The following is a 20,244-nucleotide window of genomic DNA, read 5'->3' as shown; positions in this document are numbered from 1 at the left end:
CGCCCGGCGGCCTACCGCCGGACGGGGTCCGGCGCCGGGGTCGCGGCCAGCAGCAGCGCCGAGGCGGCGGCGAAGGCGGCCGCCACCAGGAACGGCAGGCCCGGCAGCGGCCCGGCGAGGGACCAGGCGAACAGCGCGGCCGCCGCGGCCGGGACCGCCGTGTCGGCCAGCGCGCCGATCGCCGTCACCGCGCCCTGCACCGTGCCCTGCTCGTCGTCGCCGGTGGCCTGGGACAGCCACGACCGGGCCGCGGCGCCGCCGACCGAGCCGAGCAGCCCCACGGCCTGCAGGGCGTAGATCTCCCAGGAGGCCGCGGCGAGGGCGGTGCCGGCCAGGGTCAGGACGCCCACCGCCCCGCCGAGGATCGCGGCGCGCCGGTCGCCCAGGCGGCGTACCACCGGGCCGGTGGCAAGGGCCTGGAAGAGCGCGCCGGCCAGGGCGGCGGCGGCCATGACGAGCCCGAGGTGGGCGGTGGACCAGGCGAAGCGGTGCACGACGAGGAACGTCCACAGGACCTGGCCGGTGATGCGGGCGACGTCGGCGCAGCCGCGGGCCAGGGCCAGGCGGCCCAGGACCGGGCGGCGCAGCACGTCGAGCACGGCGAACGCCGGGCGCGCGGACAGGACCGTGGTGCGGTCGCCGGGGCGGGACTCCGGCAGCACGAACAGGCCGTAGGCGACGTTGGCCAGGGCGAGGGCGGCCGCTGCGTAGAAGGGCAGGCGCACGTCGAGCGCGCCGAGGAGGCCGCCCAGGACCGGGCCGGCGGTGAAGCCCAGGGCGAAGGCGGCGCCGAGCAGGCCGTAGGCGCGGGCCCGGGCGGACGGGGCGGTCACGTCGGCGACGTAGGCGTCGACGACCGTGGTCGTGCCCGCGCAGGCGCCGGCCAGGGCGTGGAAGGCCAGCAGCCAGCCGGCGGCCGGGGCGGCGGCGTGGGCGAGGTAGTCCACGCCCAGGCAGGACAGCGAGAGCAGGAGCACGGGGCGGCGGCCGTACCGGTCGGCGGCCCGGCCGAGCAGCGGGGCGGCGAGGAACTGCAACAGCCCGTAGCTGGACTGGATCCAGCCGGCCCAGCGGGCGCCGTCGGCTGGGGTGCCGGTCAGGGCGGTCAGCAGTGCCGGGGTGATCGGCACGATCAGGCCCAGGCCGAGCATATCGACGAAGACGGTGACGAGGAGGAACGACAGGGCAGGGGCCCGGCGCATGGGGACGCTCCGTAAGGCTGGGAGGACACTGGGTCCCCCCTCGGGCCTCACGGAGGCACGGAGGATCAGATTATCGGTACCGTCAAATGGTTTTTTGCAGCGCGCGGCGCGCGGCCTCGGGCGTATCGGCGGCAAGGGCGGCCTTGGCGATCCGGCGGCACTCCTCGAGGGTGTGGGCGGCCAGGGCCTCGCGCACGGCGGGGATGCTGCGCGGCGCCATGGACAGGCTGGAGATGCCCAGGCCGGCGAGGACCAGCGCGAAGCCGGGGTCGGCGGCCGACTCCCCGCACACCCCGACCGGCTTGCCGGCCTCGAGCCCGGCGGCGGCGCAGGCGGCGATGAGCGCGATGAGCGCGGGCTGCCACGGGTCGAGCAGGTCGGCGAGGTCGCCGCACATGCGGTCGGCCGCGAAGGTGTACTGGCTGAGGTCGTTCGTCCCGAGACTGAGGAAGTCGGCATCGCGCAGGATCGCGCCCGCGCGCAGGGCGGCGGCCGGCACCTCGATCATCACGCCGGCGGTCGGGAGCCCGTGGGCGCGGCAGACGGCCGTGAACTCGGCGGCCTCGGCGGCGGTGGCGACCATCGGGGCCATCACCCACACGTCGGCCTCGCACGCGGCCGCGGCGGTGGCGATCGCGGAGAGCTGGGTGGCCAGCACGCCGGGGTCGCGGCGGGCGACCCGCAGGCCGCGCAGGCCCAGGGCGGGGTTGGGCTCGGCGGCCTGGCGCAGGAACGGCAGGGGCTTGTCGGCGCCGGCGTCGAGGGTGCGCACCACGACCTTGCGGCCGGGCAGGGCCGAGAACACCGCGGTGTACGCGGCGACCTGCTCCTGCTCGCTAGGCGGGTCGGCGTGGTCGAGGTACAGCAGCTCGGTGCGGAACAGCCCGACGCCCTCGACGTCGCCGGTGAGGTCGCGGGCGGAGCCGATGTTGGCCAGCAGCGCGACGGGGTGACCGTCGGCGGTCCGGCCCGGGCCCGTGGAGTCGGCCCCACGTTGGCGAAGCCGCGCGGCCCCGGCGTTGATCGCGGTCGCCTGCGCCTGCGTGACCCCGACGGCGAGCACGCCGGTCGCGCCGTCGAGCGACACCATCGACATATCGGAGATGTCCGAGATTTCGGGACACCGCACGACCGCCGGGATGCCCAAGGTCCGCGCCAGGATCGCGGTGTGGCTCGTCGGGCCGCCCTCGGCGGTCACCAGGCCGAGGACCACCGAGGGGTCCAGCCCCGCCGTGTCGGCCGGGGCCAGGTCGCGGGCGGCCAGGATGAACGGGTGGCCGGGCGAGGGCACGCCCGGCATGGACAGGCCCAGGCAGGCCGCGACGAGCCGGTCGCGCAGGTCGTCGAGGTCGGTGACCCGCTCGGCGAGGTATCCCCCGGCCGCCTCGAACGCCGCCCGGTGCTCGGCGAGGACCGCGGCGATGGCGTGCGGGGCCGGGGCGCCGGCCTCGATCGCCGCGAAGGCCGCGTCGGTGAGCATCTCGTCGGTCGCCATGAGCACCTGCGCCCGCAGCACCTCCGCCGCCGTCGGGTCGGCGGCCGCGTCGGCCCGGCGGGTGAGGTCGTCGGCGACGAGGGCGACGGCCCGCCGTACCGCATCCCGCTCCTCGGCGGCCGAGACCACCGCGGCGGGCGACGGCAGCGACGGCGGCGGCGCCAGGTGCAGCACCGGGCCCGCGGCCCGCCCGGGGCTCACCCCGAGACCGGCGAGCTCACGCATCGGACGCATCCAGGGACGGCGCATCCGGGGAAAGCGCAGCCAGGTCGCGGGCGAGGAGCGCGGCCAGTTCGTCGAGGGCGGCCTGCGCCCCCTCGCCGGAGGCCTCCAGGGTCACCGCCGTGCCCTGCTTGGCGCCGAGGGACAGCACCCCAAGCATGCTACGGGCCGGGACGGGCTTCCTGCCGTTGTCCGTGCTGATCGTCACGGCCACGGGCTGCTTCGCCGCGGCGGCGAAGCAGGGCGGCGGGGCGGGCGTGCAGGCGCTCGCCGACCCGACGATCACGGTCCGGGTGGGCACGACAGACCTCCTGAAGCTCGACGGTGACCAAGGCTCAACGATGGCTGGGCTCGACGGTGACCTTGATCGCCGCGCCGCGGGCGACGATGCCGAACGCGTCCGGCTGAACACCAAACACGGCCCGCCGCGGGTGCGGCGGGCCGTGCGGTGTGGCGGTGCGGGCGTTACGGGCGGCCGTAGCCGTAGAGCGTGTCGATGTCGATCGGGGCCACCTTCACCACGGTGCGGCTGTTCGGCGCGTGGATGATCTGGTTGTTGCCGATGTAGATGCCGACGTGCCCGAGCCCGTTGTAGAACACCAGGTCGCCCGGGACGAGCTGGCTGCGGGAGATGTGCTTGACCCTGGAGTACTGCTCGGCGGCGTTGTGCGGCAGCGACACCCCGGCCGCGTTCCAGGCCATCATGGTCAGCCCGGAACAGTCGAAGGTGTTCGGCCCGGCGGTGCCCCAGACGTACTTCTTGCCCAGCTGCGCCCACGCGTAGGAGACCGCCTTGCCGGCCGCGCCGGAGACCGCCGGCGGCGGCCCCGGGTTCGGCGCGGGCTTGGCCGGCGTCGTCGTCTTGGCCTTCGCGGCCGCCGCGGCGGCGGCCTGCTCGGCCTTGCGCTGCATCTCGTCGAGCCGGGCGATGTCGCCCTCGATCTGCTTGCGCCGGGTCTCCAGCTCGGTCTTCTGCCGGCTCTGCGCGGCGACCTGGTCGCCCAGCCGCCGCTGCTCCGCATCGACCGCGCCCTTGGCCGCGCTGAAGGCGTCGAGGTCACGCTGCTGGCTGCGGGAGATCTGCTCGAGGGTGCCGACCCGGTCGGTGAAGCTCTCCGACGAGGCCGCCCCGAGCATGAGCGACCAGGTGGCGAGGTTGCCACCGGTCTTGTAGGCGCTGACGGCGACCTGGCCGGCGTTCTCGCGGGCCGCGTCCATGCTGGTCTGCAGCGGCCCCAGGTCGGCCTGCAGCTTCGCGATCGCCGCCTGGGTCGCCTCGAGATCGCCGTTGACCTTGTTGTACTGCTCGACGACGAGCTCGACTTCCTTGTTGCCCTTGTCGATCTGGGCCTGGATCTCTTCCGGTGACGGGTCCGCGTGGGCCGCGCAGGCGGGCGCGACCATCGCCGCCACCGCCACCGCGGCCACCGCGGCGCGCAACACCGTCCGTCCGTTGAACACAGCAGGTTCCTTCTTCCCGCCGCCTACCGGGTGAGCTGGCGGGTTCGGGCGAGAAGAAGGCGCGCCCTACCGCGGGTCCGCGGATTCACCCCGATGGGGATCTGGTGGGTCCCCGGCTCGCGCGCACGCGACTCGGCGGAGCCTGCCCGGGCCACCCGGGGTTTGGGCGACGACGGCCGGCCAGGCCGAGACCCAACGTAACGGCAAGCCCGCGACCACGAAACCGCCCAGCGATGATCTAAGCGGGACTTAACGAGAACCTGCACTGATCGGAGGACACCCCTCATCGCCCGCACGGTCGATGGCCGGGCGGACCCCGCGCCGGGATCATCGTCTCGCCCTTCGTGTGGTGCCCCGGGCCGGAGGACCCCAATGGACGCCTACTCGCTCGGCCAGCTCTTCGGCTGCGGCCTGCTGTGCCTGTGCCCCCTGATCGTGGCGATCGTCATCGCCGTCGCGGCCGGCAAGCGCGGCGGCGCCAGGCACGACTCCGGCGGTGGTGGCGAGCCACCGCCGGCGAAGACGTGGCAGCCGCCGCAGCCGGCCCCGCTCTGCGGCAGCTGCGGCGGCAGCGGCAAGCAGTCGGACACCTGCAACGGCGGCTACGTCTACGGCGCCGACGGCCGCCCCCAGCATCACCACTTCTGCGGCGGCACCGGCTACGTGCGCTGCACGAGCTGCAACGGCACCGGCCACCGCTGAGGCCGGCCTTTGCCCGCACATCACCTTCTGTGCCACCAACGCCACCGTCCGCAGTATGTGTCGTCGCGGTTTCCGGCTGAGCGCGATGGCGTTGGGAAGTGTCGATGTACGGCTGAGGCCAGCGCTATTTCGGTGCGGTTGGCCGGCCGACCTCCATGACTTCGTCTGCCAGACACAACCCGGCACAGGAAGGGCAGTCACGCTGAGTCGCGTCGAGGTCGCAGACCCACGACGGGTGCACGCTTCCGCTTGATGTCAGTGCGCTGGCTGCCTGCGGCCTGCGGGCCCGATCAGGTACACCCGATTGGACGGTTCCAGGGGCATGCAAGGCCTCGCCGGCCCTTCGTGACGTCAGGTCGTCATCGCACAGATGTATCGGACGCGGCCCGCGCGATGTCGCGCGCGAGGTGGGAGGCACGCAGGCCGACCGACCGTAGTCGGCGCAGGTCCACGAGCGTGTCATGCATGAGCTGGACGTGAAAGTAGTTGACATACTCCAGGACCGCGAACAGTGCAAAGGCCAGTCCTGGCCAGGAGGTGCGCCCTGGATCCGTCGCCGCGACGGATCCAGTGGCCACGAGGCCAGCGGCCAGGAACAGCGGGTTGACGATGCGGGCCGCGCGAAATGCCGCCAAAGCCGGAATGTGGCGCCGGCGAACGCTCATCTGATGCAGTTTGGCTACCCAGTACGCGGCGCCCTCGACAAGCAAGAGCGCAAACAACGCGAAGCCGACCAGGTTGGTTGCCGTAGCCGGTAGCCCGACCAGGCCGAACCATACCCCGCCTTGCAGTGGGATGTTCATGAGTTCCAGCGCAGCCAGCGAGCGCAGACGTCGGCGAACAGCCTGACCGGGTGTTGCGCCGATGGGGGCACTCCGCACGCCAGCCATTATGGATCATGAACTGCCGCGACCTATGTCAACGACACCCGCTACTTCGGCGTCACCATGCAGGCCCTCATCGATGTCGATGCCACCGCGGCCGCGTCGATTCCGGATGGAAGGCCCGGCTGACTGCCGGGCCTCCCATCCGAGGGCGACGTCGTGGCGTGCCTCGTCGAGACAGCTGCGAGCATCGCTGAGCACGTGCCGGCGTGCGTCAAGCGCTCACCGGCACGTGGCCGGACGACGAGACGCACACCCCGGACTTCGACACAGACCTCAGTCCTGGGCGCGTCCCGTGGTGAGGCGGGCGAGGACCAGGGCGACGAGGATGACCAGGCCGTACACCGCCTGGATCCACTGCGCCGAGACGCCGGCGAGGGTGAGCACGTTCTCGACCAGGCCGAGCACGAGCACGCCGCACAGGGCGCCGAAGAGGGTGCCCTTGCCCCCGTTCATGCTCACGCCGCCGATGACCGCGGCGGCGAACACCTTGAAGATCATGCCGTCGCCCTGTGCGGCGGCGATGGAGCCGAGGCGGCCGGTCATGAGCAGGCCGGCCAGCGCGGCGAGCAGGCCGGCGATCATGAAGACGGCGTACATGACCCGGTCGGTGCGGATGCCGGCGGCCCGGGCCGCGTCGGCGTTGCCGCCGATGGCGTAGACGGCCCGGCCGTGGCGGAACCAGCCGAGCACGGCGATGCCGGCGGCGAAGACCACCGCGCACACCCAGATCGACAGGGGCAGGCCCAGCCAGGCGGTGTTGCCGAGGTACATCACCGACGGCGGCGGGTCGAAGAGGCTCTGCCCGCCGGTGATGCCGATCTGCACGCCCCGCAGCGTGATGAGCATCCCGAGCGTGACGATGAACGCGGACAGCCCGAAGCGCAGGATGAGCACCCCGTTCAGCGCGCCGACGAGCACGCCGGCGAGCAGGCACAGCGGGACGGCCAGGGCGGTGGCCCATTCGGTGCCGAGGCCGTGGCTGGCGGCCGGGATGACCAGCGCGACCCCGAGGGCGGGGGCGAGCCCGACGGTCGACTCCAGCGACAGGTCGAAGCGCCCGCCGATGAGGATGAGCGTCTCGGCGAGCACGAGCAGCGACAGCTCGGTCTGCTGCTGCAGCACGTTGACGAGGTTGGCCCGGGTCAGGAAGACCGGGTCGATGAGCGCGCCGACGACGAGCAGCGCGACGATCGCCGGGACGAGCGCCAGGTCGCGCATCCGGGCCAGCCGCGGCACGGCGCGCCGCCGCACGGGCGTCTCCTGAGCGGGAAGCGTGGTGGTCATGCGGAGACTCCTTCGACGGCGGCGACCACGTCGGTGTCGCTCCAACCTGCCTGCAGCTCGGCGGTGACCCGCCCGTGGAACATGACGAGGACCCGGTCGCAGTGGCGCAGGTCGTCGAGCTCGTCGGAGACCATGAGCACCCCGGTGCCGGCGTCGGCGGCGGCGCGGACCGCCCCGAGCAGCGACTCCTTGGAGCGCACGTCGACGCCCGCGGTCGGGTTGATGAGCACGAGGACCCGCGGCCGGGTGGACAGCGCGCGGGCGAGGACGACCTTCTGGGCGTTGCCGCCGGAGAGGCTGGCGACGGGCGCATCGGGGCCCTCGGCGCGGATGTCGTACTGGCGGATGAACTCCTCGGCCACGGCCCGCCGCCGCGACGGCACGATCACGCCGGCGGGGCCGAGCCGGTCGGCGATCGGCATGGTGGCGTTCTCGGCCACCGACAGCAGCGGCACCAGTCCCTCCCGGTGCCGGTCCTGCGGGACGAGCCCGATGCCGGCCTCGAGCGCCGCGGGGACGCCCGGCCCGACGGGGTCGCCGCCGGCGTGGATCGCGCCGGTGCTCGCCCGGCGCAGCCCGCCGACGGTCTCGGCCAGGGACACCTTGCCGCTGCTGCCGGAGCCGGTGACGCCGACGATCTCCCCGGCGCGCACCTCGAGGTCGAGCGGTTCGTAGGCACCGTCGAGGCCGAGGCCGGCCAGCCGCAGCGCGGCCGGCGCGGCGGCGTCCACCGGGGGCCGGGGCGCGGCGGCGGTGAGCCCGGCCGCCTCCCCGGTCATGGCCGCGACGAGCTCGTCGTGGCCGATCCCGGCGACCGGCAGGGTGAGCACGTGGCGGGCGTCGCGCAGGACGGTGACGGTGTCGCACACCGCGTGGACCTCCTGCAGGTGGTGGGAGATGAACAGCATGGTGACCCCGGCCGCGGACAGGGCCCGCATGCGGGCGAAGAGCCGCTCGATGGCGGGGCCGTCGAGGCGGGCGGTCGGCTCGTCGAGGATGATGAACCGGGCGCCCTGCGACAGCGCCCGGGCGATCTCGACGAGCTGCTGCTGCTCGACGCCGAGCTCGCCCGCGAGGGCGCCGGGGTCGACGCCGACCCCGTACTCGTCGAGCAGCTCCCCCGCCCTGCGCCGCAGCGCGCCCCAGCGGATCGGGCCGCGGCCGGCCTGCCGGTTCAGGTAGAGGTTCTCGGCCACGCTCAGCGTCGGGATGATCGTGGAGCGCTGGAAGACGCAGGCGACCCGCCGCCGCCAGGCGACCCGGTCGGCGACCGGCGGCGCGGCGAGGCCGCCGAAGCGCACCTCGCCGCCGTCGGGGCGCTGCAGCCCGGTCAGCAGGGACACGAGCGTGGACTTGCCGGCGCCGTTGCGCCCGACGAGCGCGTGGGTCTCGCCGGGCGCGATGCGCAGGGTCACGCCGGACAGCGCGGTGGTGGCGCCGAAGCGCTTCGTGACGTCGAGCGCCTCCACCGCCGGGTCTGGGCCGGCTCCGCGGAGCCTTGCCGAGCCAGACCCGGCAGCGTCGGCCGGTTCAGCAGCAGTCATCATTTGCCGATCTGGTTTCCCCACAGCGCCGTGTCATCGACGTTGGCCTTGGTGACCAGCGGCGCGGGCAGCTGGTCCTCGAGCACCCCGTCGCGGACCTGCACGATCGTGCTGTCGTGGTCGGTCTTGCCGGGCTGGAACGTCTTGCCGTCCACCGCCGACTTGGCGTAGAAGAGGGCGTACTTCGCGTAGAGGTCGGCCGGCTGGGACACCGTCGCGTCGATCTCGCCCTTGCGGATCGCGTCGAACTCCTGCGGGATGCCGTCGTTGGAGACGATGAAGACGTGCTTGGGGTCGCTCGGCGGCACGATGAGGTTCTTCGAGCGCAACAGCTGCAGCGTCGGGGCCAGGAACACGCCGCCGGCCTGCATGTAGATGCCGTTGATGTCCGGGTGCTGGGCCAGGCGCGTCTGCAGTGCCGCGGAGGCCTTGGCACCTTCCCATTCGGTCGGCTCGGCGAAGACGGTGATCCCGGGGTACTTCTTCTGCATGCACTCGGCGAAGGCCTCGGACCGGTCGCGGCCGTTGACGCTGGACAGCGAGCCCTGGAACTCCACGACCTTGCCCTTGCCGCCGAGCTTCTCGCCGAGGAACTCGCACGCCTTCTGCCCGTAGGCCCGGTTGTCGGCGCGCACCACCATGAACACCTTGCCCTTGTCGGGTCGCGTGTCGACGGTGACCACGGGAATCTTCTTCTGCTCCAGGGTGGTGAGCGTGGTGGCGATCGCTCCGGTGTCCTGCGGTGCCATCACGATCGCCTTCGCGCCCTGGCTCGTCAATGCCTGGGTGTTGGCGACCAGCTTGGCGATGTCGTTCTGCGAGTTGGTCGGCGTCATCAGGTTGATGCCGCTGTCCTTGGCGTACTGCGGGATGTACTTGGCGTAGGAGTTCCAGAAGTCGGAGTCGGCCCGGGGCAGGTCGACGGCGATCGGCGCGCCGCCTGCGCCGGAGGCGGTGGCCCCCGGCGAGTCGTTCGTGCTCCCGCACGCGGCGAGCGTCAGCACCAGCGCGGCGCCGGCAAAACCGAGCAATCTCATGGCGAATCCTCAGGGGGTGTCGGAGTTCCAGATGGGTCCGTCGGGAAACGCATAGCGGGCCAGGCTCTCGGCCCGCATGGTGGAGCTGAACCCGGGCTCGGTCGGCGCGAGGTAGCGGCCCCCGCGCAGCCGGACCGGGTCGATGAAGTGTTCGTGCAGGTGGTCCACGTACTCGATCACGCGGTCGTGCATGCTGCGCGAGACCGCGACGTAGTCGAACATCGACAGGTGTTGCACCAGCTCGCACAGGCCGACCCCGCCGGCGTGCGGGCAGACCGGCACGCCGAACTTGGCCGCCAGGAGCAGGATCGCCACGTTCTCGTTCACCCCGGCGACCCGGGCGGCGTCGAGCTGGACGAACGAGACCGCGTGCAGCTGCAGCAGCTGCTTGAACACCACCCGGTTCTGCACGTGCTCGCCGGTGGCCACCGGCACGGGCGCGATGCGCCGGGCGATCTCGGCATGCCCGACCACGTCGTCGGGCGATGTGGGCTCCTCGACCCACCACGGGTCGTACGGGGCGAGGGCCCGCACCCACTCGACGGCGGCGCCGACGTCCCAGCGCTGGTTGGCGTCGACGGCGATGCGCACGTGCGGCCCGCACACCTGCCGGGCGATGCGCATCCGGCGCAGGTCGTCGTCGAGGTCGGCGCCGACCTTGAGCTTGATCTGCGTGAACCCGGCGTCGATGGCCTCGCGGCACAGCCGCGTGAGCTTGTCGTCGTCGTAGCCGAGCCAGCCGGGCGAGGTGGCGTAGGCCGGGTAGCCGTCGGCGAGCAGGGTGGCGATGCGCTCGTCGCGCCCCTGCGCGCCCGCCCGCAGGATCTCCAGGGCCTCGGCGCGGGTGAGGGCGTCGGTGAGGTACCGGAAGTCGACGAGGTCGACGAGCTCCTCCGGCGGCATCGAGGACAGCAGCTGCCACAGCGGCAGCCCGGCCCGCTTCGCCTTGAGGTCCCACAGCGCGTTGACCACGGCGGAGATCGCCATGTGCATGACGCCCTTCTCCGGTCCGAGCCAGCGCAGCTGCGAGTCGTGCACCAGTTCCCGCCACAGGCCCCCGAGGTCGTCGAGGATCTCCTTCACCGGGCGCCCGACGAGATACGGGCGAAGGGCCAGGATCGCCGCCGTCTGTACCTCGTTGCCGCGCCCGATCGTGAAGGCGAACCCGTGCCCCTCGTGGCCGTCGACAGCGTCCGTGCGCAGCACGACATACGCGGCCGAGTAGTCCGGGTCCGGGTTCATCGCGTCGGAGCCGTCGAGCTGCCGGGACGTGGGGAACCGCACGTCATAGGTGTCCAGCGCCACGAACCGGTTGGTCATCGGCCCCGCCTTATCGTTGATGCTCGCGAATACATCCGATGTTTAGCAGGCGCGGGCGGGCGAAGGCAAGGCTTTTGAGGGCAGAAACAGAAGTCCGCCCGCGACTTGACGGACGGAGACCTCGGATGTTCACTCTCTATTCGAGGGTTGCCTATGGTTCGGCGGCGGAGCCACCGCCGCGGATCGTCGGCGACGCCCTGTTGTCGTGACGCCGACGCGGCAGCCGGGACGAGGTGCCGCCCGCGGGGCCCCGCGGGCGGCACTTTTTCACGTGTGGCGCTACTGGGCCAGGAGGTCGAACTTCTCCCAGGCCCCGATGGCGTCACGGTTGGCGATGAGCGGGTTGGCCCCCGCGTTCTCCGCGGTCACGTACTTGTTGTTCACCGTGGCCTGCAGGCTCACGCTGCCGTCGGCGTTGCGGATGAGCCGGAACGTCTCCCACGACCCGGCCGAGGCCCGGTTCGCGATGAGCGGGTTGGCGCCCGCGTTCTCCGCGCAGACGTACTGCCCGTTGGCCCGAGCCTTGAGCGCCACGTTGCCCGACCCGAGGTCCACCACGTCGAACTTCTCCGCGGTGCCCACGGCCGTCGACGAGGCGATCAGCGCGCCCGTGCCGCCGCCCGGGGCCGTGACGTAGCGGCCGTTGATCTGGGCCCGCAGCGCCGAGCCGCCGCCACCGCCGGTCGTGGCCACCCGCAGCGAGGAGATCTGGTCGTTGCCGCCGGTGGTGAGCAGGCTCGGGGTGTCGGCGGTGAACGTCCAGGACGTGCCGGAGAAGCCGCTGTCGGCGTACCCGGTGACCGTGTAGCCGGCCGGCACCCGGATCGAGGAGATGTTGTCGTTGGCGATGCCCGCCGCCTGCAGCTGCGCCAGGTCGTAGTTGCCGGCGCCGAGGGTCACGCCGGTGCCGCCGTAGTTGATGTCGGGGTAGAAGGTAGGACCATTGCCCGGGTTGCCGCCGCCGGCGCCGGTGCCCAGCGAGGAGGCGGTGCCGGAGAGCGTCTTGACGCCGTTGTTGGCCGTGCCGGTCAGCGTCGTGTGGGTGTAGGAGCTCAGCGGCTTGGCGGTGCGCTCCACGACGTACACCGTGCTGGCGGCGGTGGCGAAGGTGACCTCGGCGGCCGTGGTGGTGGCCAGGACCGCGTTGTCGGAGGCCCGGCGCACCCGGATCTCCTGCGTCCCCCACGGGTTCACCACGCGGGCCTGCTTGCCGTAGAGGCTCTTGAGGCCCACGTACTTCGTCTCGTTGCCCTCCCGCTCGGAGCTGACCAGGAAGCCGTCCTTGGCCAGCAGCGTGAACTTGCCGGTGAAGTTGCTGTCGTTCGGCGCGGCCGGGAACACCCGGATCTTGTCGTTGTAGGACTGCATGAGCGACTCGTTCGTGGCGGCCAGGTGCACGCCGAGGTACTCGAACACGCCGTTGGTGTTGTTCGTCATGCCGTTGGGGTAGTTCTGGTACCGCTGCAGCATCAGTTTCATGCCGGACAGCGCCTGGTCGCCCAGGCCCAGCCGGGCCGCCTGGATGGCGTCGTTGGCCCAGACGTTGCTGTAGGGGTTCGGGCGGGTGTTCCAGCTGTTCAGCGCGGTGGTGTAGTCGGGCGCGCCGATGCCGGTCAGGTCGTAGGGCCAGATCAGCTCGCTGGTGACGTTCTCGCCGTTGCGCTGCTGGGCCGGGGCCGGCGGGTCGTGCGGCAGCCAGGCCCCGTTGCTGACCTTGTACGGCTCGATGTTGTCGAGCACCTGCTGCCACCCGGCCCGCAGGTTCGCGTCCAGGCCGAGCTGGTTGCTCACCGCGATGGTCAGCGGGAAGATCAGCCGGACCGCGGCGAGGTCGGTGATCGCGTTCTTGACGTCCCAGTAGGTCTCGTGCGCGTTCGAGGAGGCCATGTAGTACCGCCCGGTGCCCGCGTCACGCGAGAGCTTGGACTGGTAGAACTTCACCACCTCGCGCATGTACGGGTAGGCGGTGGACTGCAGGTAGGCGGCGTCGTTGGTGTACCGGTACTGCAGGTACATGTTGTAGGCGGCCTCGGTGCCGGTCGTGTAGATGTCGTTGACGTAGTCGCTGTTGATCGTGCCCCGGGCGTTGCCGTCCCACCCCATGGTCTCCGGGGTCCACAGCCCGTCGATGCCGTAGCGCGTCTGGGTGTACGCCTTCAGGGCGTTGAAGTTGCGGCTGTAGAGCGTGTTCTCGGTGGCGAACAGGTCGGCGTGGTTGGAGGCCAGCAGCGAGTTGTAGACGTCGCGCTGGTTCCAGTACCAGTAGCCGTTGCTCCACTTCGTGTTGTCCTGCGTCGCGCGGAACACGCCGTTGATGAAGTGGAACGGGTAGTTGCCCTGCCCGCCCGCCGCGATCATGTACGTGGCCAGGTAGTACACGTTCTCCAGGTAGTCCCCGGTGCCGGCCGCGCCGCCGTACTGCACGAACGACTTCGCCCAGAACGCGTGCCAGGCGTTGCGGTAGTTGTTGAGGTTCGTCTGGTAGCCGGCGCCCTTGGCCGCGCTGAGCTGGTTGCGGGCCTGGGTGACGGAGTCCCGGTTGGCCGCGTTGATGCGGCTCGCGGCGGTGAACCAGATGGTGTAGCTCGCCGTCGGGGTGATGGTGAGCCGCACCCGGGTGCCGTTGACCACCGAGGTGCTGTAGCCGGCCCCCTCGACGGTGGCGGCGAAGGTGTACCCGAAGCCGTTCGGGTCGGCCTGGCCGCGGCTGAAGCCGGCCACCGAGGCGTCGCTGAACGTGCTCACCTGCCGCCAGGTGTCGAGGTTGGGCACGTCGGCGCTGTTGGTGACGGTGGCCGGGTCCCACATGTTCAGGTCGAACGTCGTGCTGCCCAGGCCGGTGCGCGAGTCGTCGACGTGGATGCCCATGACCTCGGAGCCGGGCACGCCCATGATGGTCACGGTGCGGTTGTTGTCGTACTTGGTGGTGAGGGTGCCGTCGTACAGCGACAGCCGCTGCTGGTACGTGGTGGACCCGCTGTCCAGCGCCGGGCTGGTGTTGAGGTTGAACGTCCCGGCGGCGTAGGCGGACTGCTCGGACAGGTCCGCGCCGGACACCTGCCCGGTGATCCCGCCCGCGTTCCAGACCATCGCGCCGGTCTTGCCGTTGCCGACGGTGAGGCCGTAGATCGGGTTGGTCTGCGGGCTGTTGTAGACGACGTCGTGCTTGGCCAGGTAGCCGGCGTAGTCCACGTCGAGCACGCCGGTGCCCTGGTTGAACGCATGGTCGGTGGTTGCGGCGGTGGCGCTGCCGCCGTGCGCGACGGCGACGAGCGTGCCCAGCATGGCGGTGGCGGCCGCCAGCAGGGTGAGTCGGCGGGGCTTGCCCACGGTCGGACTCCTTCTGCGTGTCGTGCGGCGACCGCCCGCGGCCCACACCCGCCGATCGCGGGGCCACGGACGGTCGTCCGCCTTGGTGACATGCAGTCAACATGGGACCATTGCGTTCGTCAATGGCTACAGGTTGCTGGGGCCGGCGCGGTTTGTCCCGATTTCAGGCTCGCGAAAGGTTGGATGATTCAGCCGGCGAACGCGGAACCCGTCTCCAGCAAGGACTTGAGGTCGCTGAGCACCCAGGCCCAGCCGCCGCCGGCCCCCGTGTCCTCGAACTGCCCGGAGAACAGCGCCGCCAGGGTGGGCGCCTCGCCCAGCTCGTGCGTGACGGTGAGGGCGCAGACCCCGTCCTTGCCCTCCGTGATCTCGTACGTCAGCCGGGTGAACCCCTCGGCGGCGGCCCGCGGGTCCATGAGCATCCGGACCGTCTGCACGAGCCGGCGCGGCGGGTCGACCTCGAGCACCTCGCCGTCGGTGCCGATCTCGGGCGCCCCGGCCGCGATCATGCCCTAGTTGGACCGCCCGACGACCGCGCCGCCCGGCTGCAGCTCGTACTCGGTGCGCCCGCGGTAGCCGTACTGCGAGTTCCAGTCCGCCGAGGTGATCGCCTCCCAGATGCGCTCCGGGGTGGCCTTGATGTAGATCTTGTACACCTGCGTGCCGCTCATTCGGTCTCCTCCAGCTGGTGCTTGAGCGTGAGCAGCGCCCCGGCGGTCTCGGACGTGTACTTGTCGATCCACCGGTCGTGGATCTGCCGGATCGGCACCGCGTTGAGGAAGTGCAGCTTCTCCCGGCCGTGACGCCGGGTCACGACGAGGTTCGCCGCTTCGAGGACCTTGAGGTGCTTCATCACGCCGAAGCGGGTCATCTCCAGCTCCGACTCGAGCTCCGTGAGCGTGCGGCCGTCGCGCGCGAAGAGCAGGTCGAGCAGGAACCGCCGGCTCGGATCGGCGAGAGCCTTGAAGACGCGATCGTCGTCCACCACCGTAAGTTAAGTGACCTTTTGGTCACACGTCAAGCCGGTCACGAAAAATCCGGACTTCTGCCGAAGTCCGGATTTTTCGGACTTTTCGCCCGACGGGGTATATGCGGATTGAGGGCACGGCCGCTGCCCGATTTGCGCAACAAGCCGGGCACCGCCACGAAGTTCCGTATGTTCGCCTGACGGCCCATATGCCCGAGGCAGGACATATGGGCCGGGGCCACGACATTTCGGTCTTTTCGCCGGCCGAGGCAGACGCCCATGCAGCGCACCCGGCCCCCGAGACGGGCCGGCGGCGTGCCGCTACGGGCGGCGCGCCGCGTGCCGCTGGGTCAGGCTCAACTCGGGCAGGTCCTCGAACTGCCGCGGCTGCTGCTCGCGCGGCTCCCCGCCCCGCCACGGCGGCAGGTCGGTGCCCTCCTCCAGCCCGTGCAGCGCGCACAGCCGCCGGTGCAGCTCCGCGTCGGCCAGCACCCGCGGCGTGAACTGCACCCAGTGCGCGGTGCGCACCTGCTCGCCGATGCCGTCGGCCCGGCGCAGGAACCGGCTCAGCCGGTCCCCGGCCAGGTACGCCTCCGGGCCGATGAACAGGTCGTCCTCGAGGTCCCAGCCGGGCCGGTTGCTCGCCAGGTTCGGGTCGGTCTGCACGTACTGGGCGTGCGCCTCCCAGTCGACGGCCAGCACGATCTCCAGCACCCGTTCGCGGTCCCGGTCCAGGCAGAAGACGCCGACGGCGGCGATGTCCGGCGGGGTGCACCGCATGCCCTGGAGGATCCGGTCGATCTGCTCCCGGCCGGCCCCCGAGATGCGCAGCAGGTGCTGCACCTGGTCGGCGATGGCGCCGACCCGGGTGTAGGTGAGCGTCTGGGTGTAGGTCCGCGGGTGCATGGGTGGGTCGCCTCCTGGAGGGGTGCTTAGTCGGCGTAGTCGGCGAGGTGGTCCCGCCCGGCGTCGGAGCGGCCGTCCTTCACCCGCTGCGCGACGTGCAGCAGGGACGGCCCGTCCAGCAGCTCCGACGGCGCGAACCTGGCCAGCCCCGCGAACGTGTCACGGTTCTTGAGCAGGATGGCCAGGTCGTCGGGGAAGGCCGCCAGCCGGCGGTCCAGGCCGGCGTCGACGACCGCGCGGCGCACGTCGGCGAAGAACGCCAGCGGCTCCGTCCCGTGCTCGCGGACCAGGGTGTCGACCGCCGGGGGCGCGGCGACGTCGCCGAGCACGTGGTGGGCGATGACCCACACCTCGCCGAGCGTCGGCCGCCAGGCGAACAGGTGCATGCGGCCCGGGCGGCGCAGCGGCGGGTAGAGCCGGCCCAGGTTGTTGCCGGTGACGAAGATCGGCACCCGGTTGGGCCACTCCCGGTCCGGGTCGATCGGCCGGTCCGCGATGTGCATCAGCTCGGCCAGCACCTGCAGGTGGTTCACGGTGCCGGTGTGGTTCTCCCACTCCCCCACCGTGGTGTCAACGTCGTCGACGATGAGCGCCGCCGGCGTGCCACCGGCGATCGCGGCGCTGGCGTCGCGGTACATCGTCGCCAGCAGCCGCCCGGGCTCCCCGGCGTGGCTGCTCTCGAGGCGGCTCGCGACGACCCGGCGGGCGTCCACCCCCCGCGCGGCGAGGCTCGCGGCGAGCTGGGCCGACTTGCCGTCGCCGGCCCGGCCGAAGATGCCCAGCGTCACCGGCCGCAGGTCGGTGTTGAGCAGGTTGCACAGCAGGTGCTTGTGCACCTCGGCGGCGAAGCGGGGCAGCAGCGAGATCATGCGGTCCCCCGGGTGCGGCGCAGCCGCAGCAGCGCGCCGTCGAAGTCGTCGCCGAACTCGTCCAGGGCGTCGTCGATGTCCCCCGCCGGCGCCTGCGGGGCCGTGCGCTCGCGCCGCCGCTCGACGGCGTGGTGCAGCGTGGTCGTGTACTGCCCGAGGGCGATCGGCACCCGTTCCCGCTGCGGCAGGCTCACCGCGAGGACCTCGGCGTCGCGCCAGAACAGCTCCGGGTTGGCCACCACCAGCATCCGCACGAGCACCATGATCATGCGGCGCAGCTCGGCGTTCTCCATGGCGGTCTCGCGCTGGGCGTCGACCATCCGCCGCACGGCGTCCTCGAGCTCGGCGAGACGGACCTTCGTGCTGCGGCGGTTCACCAGCTCCTCTGTCAGCTTGCTGATCATCGGCGGGCAGATCAGGCTGAGCGCCTCGGCGAGCATGCCTCGATCATCCCGGGCGGGGCCGCGCGGCCGGATCGACGTTCACGGCACAAGTCGATGGCCGTCCAACCGAAGCATTCCGGCGGGCGGGGCTCGCGACCCGCCCGCCGGAAGGGTCAGCTCAGCGTGACCGCGGTGTCGTCGATGACGAACGACGTCTGCAGCGAGGCGTCCTCGGTGCCGTTCCACTTCAGGGCGACCGTCTGCCCGGCGAAGGCGTTGAGGCTGTAGGACCGCTGGACGTACCCGCTGCCCTTGTCCAGGTTGGACAGCGTGGCCAGCGTCGTCGAGCCGGCCGTCACGGTCAGCTTGTCGTAGGCCGTGGTGGTCGTGGTCTCCGCCGTGTCGACGTGCACCCAGAACGTCAGCGTGGCGGCGCACCCCGCCGGGATGGTGACCGACTGGGTGATGTTCTCGGTGTGGGTGGAGCCGTAGCCGAGCAGCCAGGCGCTGTAGGTGCCGCCGTGCGCGGCCTCACCCGACGACGCCCACTGGCCGATCGCGCCCGTGGTGCCGCCCCAGCTGGTCGCGCCCGACTCGAAGCCCGGGTTGAGCAGCTTCTGGCCGCTGCAGGTGCCGCCGCCACCGCCGCCGACCGTCCAGGTGAAGGTCGCGCTGCCGCTGGCACCGGTCGTGTCGGTCGCCGTCACGGTGCTCGACGTCGTCTGGGCGGTGGTGGGCGTACCGCTGATGAGACCCGTGCTGCCGTTGATGCTCAGGCCCGCGGGCAGCCCCGTCGCGGCGTAGGTCAGGGTCTGGCCTGACGCCGAGTCGGTCGCGGCGACCTGCAGCGACTTCGCGGTGCCCACGGTCGCCGTCTGCGCGCCGGGGTTGGTCACGGTGACCGTGTTGCCCGGCGCGGCGGCCCCGGTGAGCAGGCAGCCGGCGACGGTCAGGTCGATGGCCCGGGACGAGTCCAGGCAGGTGGTGAACCAGTACGTCTCCTCGCCGTAGGACTGGCCCTGGTGGACGGTCACGGCGCCGTTCGCGTCCACCTCGCACGGGTTGTTCAGCGTGCAGCTCTGGCCGTCGTCGTTGCCGGTGTTGTTGATGCCGATGATCTGCCGGTCCGAGCTGCGGATGATCGGCGAGCCGGAGGTGCCGTGGGTGGTCTGGCAGCCGGTGTCGTACCGGATGGAGTCATGCCAGGTCCACTGGTCCTCCTTCAGCGTGCCGACGAACCCGTTGATGTTGCAGGTCCAGACCTGCTTCCAGTAGCTCGACGGGATCGTCATCGCCGCGCCGTCGGCCGGACGGGCGGCGGCCACGGTCAGCGCGGTGGTGTTGTACTTCGACTTGATCGACGCGAACGTGTCGGTGAGCTGGTACAGCGCCACGTCGGTGTTCGTCATGGTCCCGTAGATGAGCTTGTCGGCCCGCACGGTCCCCAGCGACGCCCCGCTGTCGCTCAGCAGCGTCCCGGACCGGGTGCTGGCGCGGTTCTGCAGCACCACCCCGGCGTTGATGAACCCGTTCTCGTAGCAGTGCCCGTTGGTGAGCAGCATGGCCCGGTCGGCGTCGACCGACTGCGGCCACCGGATCAGCGAGCCGGAGCAGTTGTTCAGCGCGATCGTGGCCCCGAGCCCGGTCACCGACAACGCCTGCGCCGGCGCCGCCCCGGCGACCGCGCCGCCGGCGACGGCGAGGATGGCCGCGCCGACGGCGAGGAGGGTCCGTCTCTTCCGCATGGTGGGGGTCCCTTCGTTGGGGTTACGCGCGGCTGTCGTGGGCTACGCGCGTAGCCGCCCGTCAATGTGATTGCCAAACTCACATCGATGAACGTGCCCGTCAACGGACCCGGACCCTTTGCCCTGCCCTGCGGTTCATTCCTCGATGGCGCCGCCGATGCGCCGCAGGTGCTGCCGGAAGGTGTACTGCGGATCCTCCCGCCGCCGGGCGAGGTACTCCGCGAAGCGGGTCTGCTGGCGCAGCGTCTCCCCCGCCGCGATGCGCCGCGCCTGCTCCCGCTCGGTCTCGTGGATCGCCCGCGCGACCGCCAGCACCTCGCCGGCCCGGCCGCCCGGCAGGAACAGCACCCCGTCGTCGTCGGCCATGACCAGGTCCTCGCCGGTCACGACGTGCCCGCCGACGCGCACGGGTTCCTCGTCGCGCGGATCGACGCGCAGCGGCCCGGCCGGCAGCGCGCCGTAGCTGAACACGGGCACCCCAATCTCGGCCAGCTCCCGGGTGTCGCGGTGCAGCCCCCAGACGACGAGCCCGGCGACGCCGGCGGCGGCCGCCTCGAGCACGGTGAGGTCCCCGATGCACGCCTCGTCGCTGCGCCCGCCGTTGTCGATGACGAGCACGTCGCCGGGGTCCGCGTCGGCGTACGCCTCCAGGAACACGTCGACACTGCCGTAGTGCCGCACCGGGCGGACCCGCCCGGCGACGCGCATCCCCGCGGTGACGGGCCGGACCCCGGCCGGCGCCACCCGCAACGCCACCCCGGCCCGCACGCAGGCGTCGGCGACGAGCGGCGTGGTGAGCTCCCCAAATTCGGTCACGCCCGCCATCATCCCCGCGGGCCCGCGGGCCGGGACGGTCCAATCGCCATCGGGTGGCCCGGTGCCACGCCGGC

At 71.9% G+C, this 20,244-nt stretch carries 19 protein-coding genes and 1 riboswitch; of the genes, 1 reads left to right on the top strand and 18 read right to left on the bottom strand.

Annotated features, from left to right (window positions below; all coding sequences use genetic code 11):
• Positions 1 to 11: 11 nt before the first annotated feature.
• The 4 genes from AB0M46_RS11540 to AB0M46_RS11525 form a co-directional block, all read right to left on the bottom strand.
• The gene (locus AB0M46_RS11540) at positions 12 to 1,202 is read right to left on the bottom strand and encodes an MFS transporter (RefSeq protein ID WP_363334930.1); all 1,191 of its coding nucleotides are present in this window, start codon (positions 1,200 to 1,202) and stop codon (positions 12 to 14) included.
• Positions 1,203 to 1,284: 82 nt separating this feature from the next.
• Entirely contained in the window at positions 1,285 to 2,922 is a 1,638-nt protein-coding gene (gene ptsP, locus AB0M46_RS11535; protein WP_363334928.1) for a phosphoenolpyruvate--protein phosphotransferase, read from the bottom strand.
• On the bottom strand, positions 2,915 to 3,220 hold the full coding sequence (locus AB0M46_RS11530) for an HPr family phosphocarrier protein (RefSeq protein ID WP_363334926.1): 306 nt from the start codon (positions 3,218 to 3,220) through the stop codon (positions 2,915 to 2,917). The genes ptsP and AB0M46_RS11530 overlap by 8 nt, the downstream gene beginning before the upstream one ends.
• Positions 3,221 to 3,384: 164 nt before the next feature.
• Entirely contained in the window at positions 3,385 to 4,380 is a 996-nt protein-coding gene (locus AB0M46_RS11525) for an NlpC/P60 family protein (protein WP_363334924.1), read from the bottom strand.
• 5 nt (positions 4,381 to 4,385) lie between these two features.
• Positions 4,386 to 4,528, bottom strand: a riboswitch (cyclic di-AMP (ydaO/yuaA leader).
• A gap of 224 nt (positions 4,529 to 4,752) precedes the next feature.
• Between AB0M46_RS11525 and AB0M46_RS11520 the strand changes: the two genes are divergently transcribed.
• Positions 4,753 to 5,082 (top strand): hypothetical protein, encoded by a 330-nt coding sequence (locus AB0M46_RS11520; RefSeq protein WP_363334922.1) that lies wholly within the window; start codon positions 4,753 to 4,755, stop codon positions 5,080 to 5,082.
• A gap of 359 nt (positions 5,083 to 5,441) precedes the next feature.
• Here AB0M46_RS11520 and AB0M46_RS11515 read toward each other — a convergent pair whose 3' ends face one another.
• The 14 genes from AB0M46_RS11515 to AB0M46_RS11450 all read right to left on the bottom strand — a co-directional run bounded on the left by AB0M46_RS11515 (position 5,442) and on the right by AB0M46_RS11450 (position 20,170).
• Positions 5,442 to 5,885, bottom strand: a complete 444-nt coding sequence (locus AB0M46_RS11515) for a hypothetical protein (RefSeq protein ID WP_363334921.1) — start codon at positions 5,883 to 5,885, stop codon at positions 5,442 to 5,444.
• Between the two features lie 357 nt (positions 5,886 to 6,242).
• The gene (locus tag AB0M46_RS11510) at positions 6,243 to 7,253 is read right to left on the bottom strand and encodes an ABC transporter permease (protein WP_363334919.1); all 1,011 of its coding nucleotides are present in this window, start codon (positions 7,251 to 7,253) and stop codon (positions 6,243 to 6,245) included.
• The gene (locus tag AB0M46_RS11505) at positions 7,250 to 8,722 is read right to left on the bottom strand and encodes a sugar ABC transporter ATP-binding protein (protein ID WP_363334917.1); all 1,473 of its coding nucleotides are present in this window, start codon (positions 8,720 to 8,722) and stop codon (positions 7,250 to 7,252) included. The genes AB0M46_RS11510 and AB0M46_RS11505 overlap by 4 nt, the downstream gene beginning before the upstream one ends.
• 74 nt (positions 8,723 to 8,796) lie before the next feature.
• Entirely contained in the window at positions 8,797 to 9,834 is a 1,038-nt protein-coding gene (locus AB0M46_RS11500; RefSeq protein WP_363334916.1) for a sugar ABC transporter substrate-binding protein, read from the bottom strand.
• A gap of 9 nt (positions 9,835 to 9,843) precedes the next feature.
• Entirely contained in the window at positions 9,844 to 11,154 is a 1,311-nt protein-coding gene (locus AB0M46_RS11495) for an L-fuconate dehydratase (RefSeq protein WP_363334914.1), read from the bottom strand.
• Positions 11,155 to 11,433: 279 nt separating this feature from the next.
• Entirely contained in the window at positions 11,434 to 14,484 is a 3,051-nt protein-coding gene (locus tag AB0M46_RS11490) for a carbohydrate-binding protein (protein ID WP_363334913.1), read from the bottom strand.
• A gap of 188 nt (positions 14,485 to 14,672) precedes the next feature.
• On the bottom strand, positions 14,673 to 14,993 hold the full coding sequence (locus tag AB0M46_RS11485) for an SRPBCC domain-containing protein (protein ID WP_363334911.1): 321 nt from the start codon (positions 14,991 to 14,993) through the stop codon (positions 14,673 to 14,675).
• 3 nt (positions 14,994 to 14,996) lie between these two features.
• Positions 14,997 to 15,155: a hypothetical protein gene (locus AB0M46_RS11480; protein WP_363334909.1), complete on the bottom strand. Its 159-nt coding sequence runs from the start codon at positions 15,153 to 15,155 to the stop codon at positions 14,997 to 14,999.
• Complete coding sequence (locus tag AB0M46_RS11475) at positions 15,152 to 15,469, bottom strand: metalloregulator ArsR/SmtB family transcription factor (protein WP_363334907.1); 318 nt, start codon at positions 15,467 to 15,469, stop codon at positions 15,152 to 15,154. The genes AB0M46_RS11480 and AB0M46_RS11475 overlap by 4 nt, the downstream gene beginning before the upstream one ends.
• Before the next feature lie 303 nt (positions 15,470 to 15,772).
• Positions 15,773 to 16,357 carry a hypothetical protein gene (locus AB0M46_RS11470; protein ID WP_363334905.1) on the bottom strand — a complete coding sequence of 195 codons (585 nt, stop codon included), beginning with the start codon at positions 16,355 to 16,357 and terminating at the stop codon, positions 15,773 to 15,775.
• Positions 16,358 to 16,383: 26 nt separating this feature from the next.
• Positions 16,384 to 17,226 (bottom strand): AAA family ATPase, encoded by an 843-nt coding sequence (locus AB0M46_RS11465; RefSeq protein WP_363334903.1) that lies wholly within the window; start codon positions 17,224 to 17,226, stop codon positions 16,384 to 16,386.
• Complete coding sequence (locus AB0M46_RS11460; RefSeq protein ID WP_363334901.1) at positions 17,223 to 17,666, bottom strand: hypothetical protein; 444 nt, start codon at positions 17,664 to 17,666, stop codon at positions 17,223 to 17,225. The genes AB0M46_RS11465 and AB0M46_RS11460 overlap by 4 nt, the downstream gene beginning before the upstream one ends.
• 116 nt (positions 17,667 to 17,782) lie before the next feature.
• A complete protein-coding gene (locus tag AB0M46_RS11455) occupies positions 17,783 to 19,354 on the bottom strand; it encodes an Ig domain-containing protein (protein ID WP_363334899.1) in 1,572 nt (523 codons plus the stop codon).
• 135 nt (positions 19,355 to 19,489) lie between these two features.
• Complete coding sequence (locus tag AB0M46_RS11450; protein ID WP_363334897.1) at positions 19,490 to 20,170, bottom strand: RraA family protein; 681 nt, start codon at positions 20,168 to 20,170, stop codon at positions 19,490 to 19,492.
• Positions 20,171 to 20,244 lie beyond the last annotated feature (74 nt).

This window comes from Dactylosporangium sp. NPDC051485, from assembly GCF_040682015.1.
GTDB lineage: Bacteria > Actinomycetota > Actinomycetes > Mycobacteriales > Micromonosporaceae > Dactylosporangium.
The sequence above is the reverse complement of the archived record's forward strand: the minus strand, read 5'-3'. Positions and strand labels throughout refer to the sequence as shown.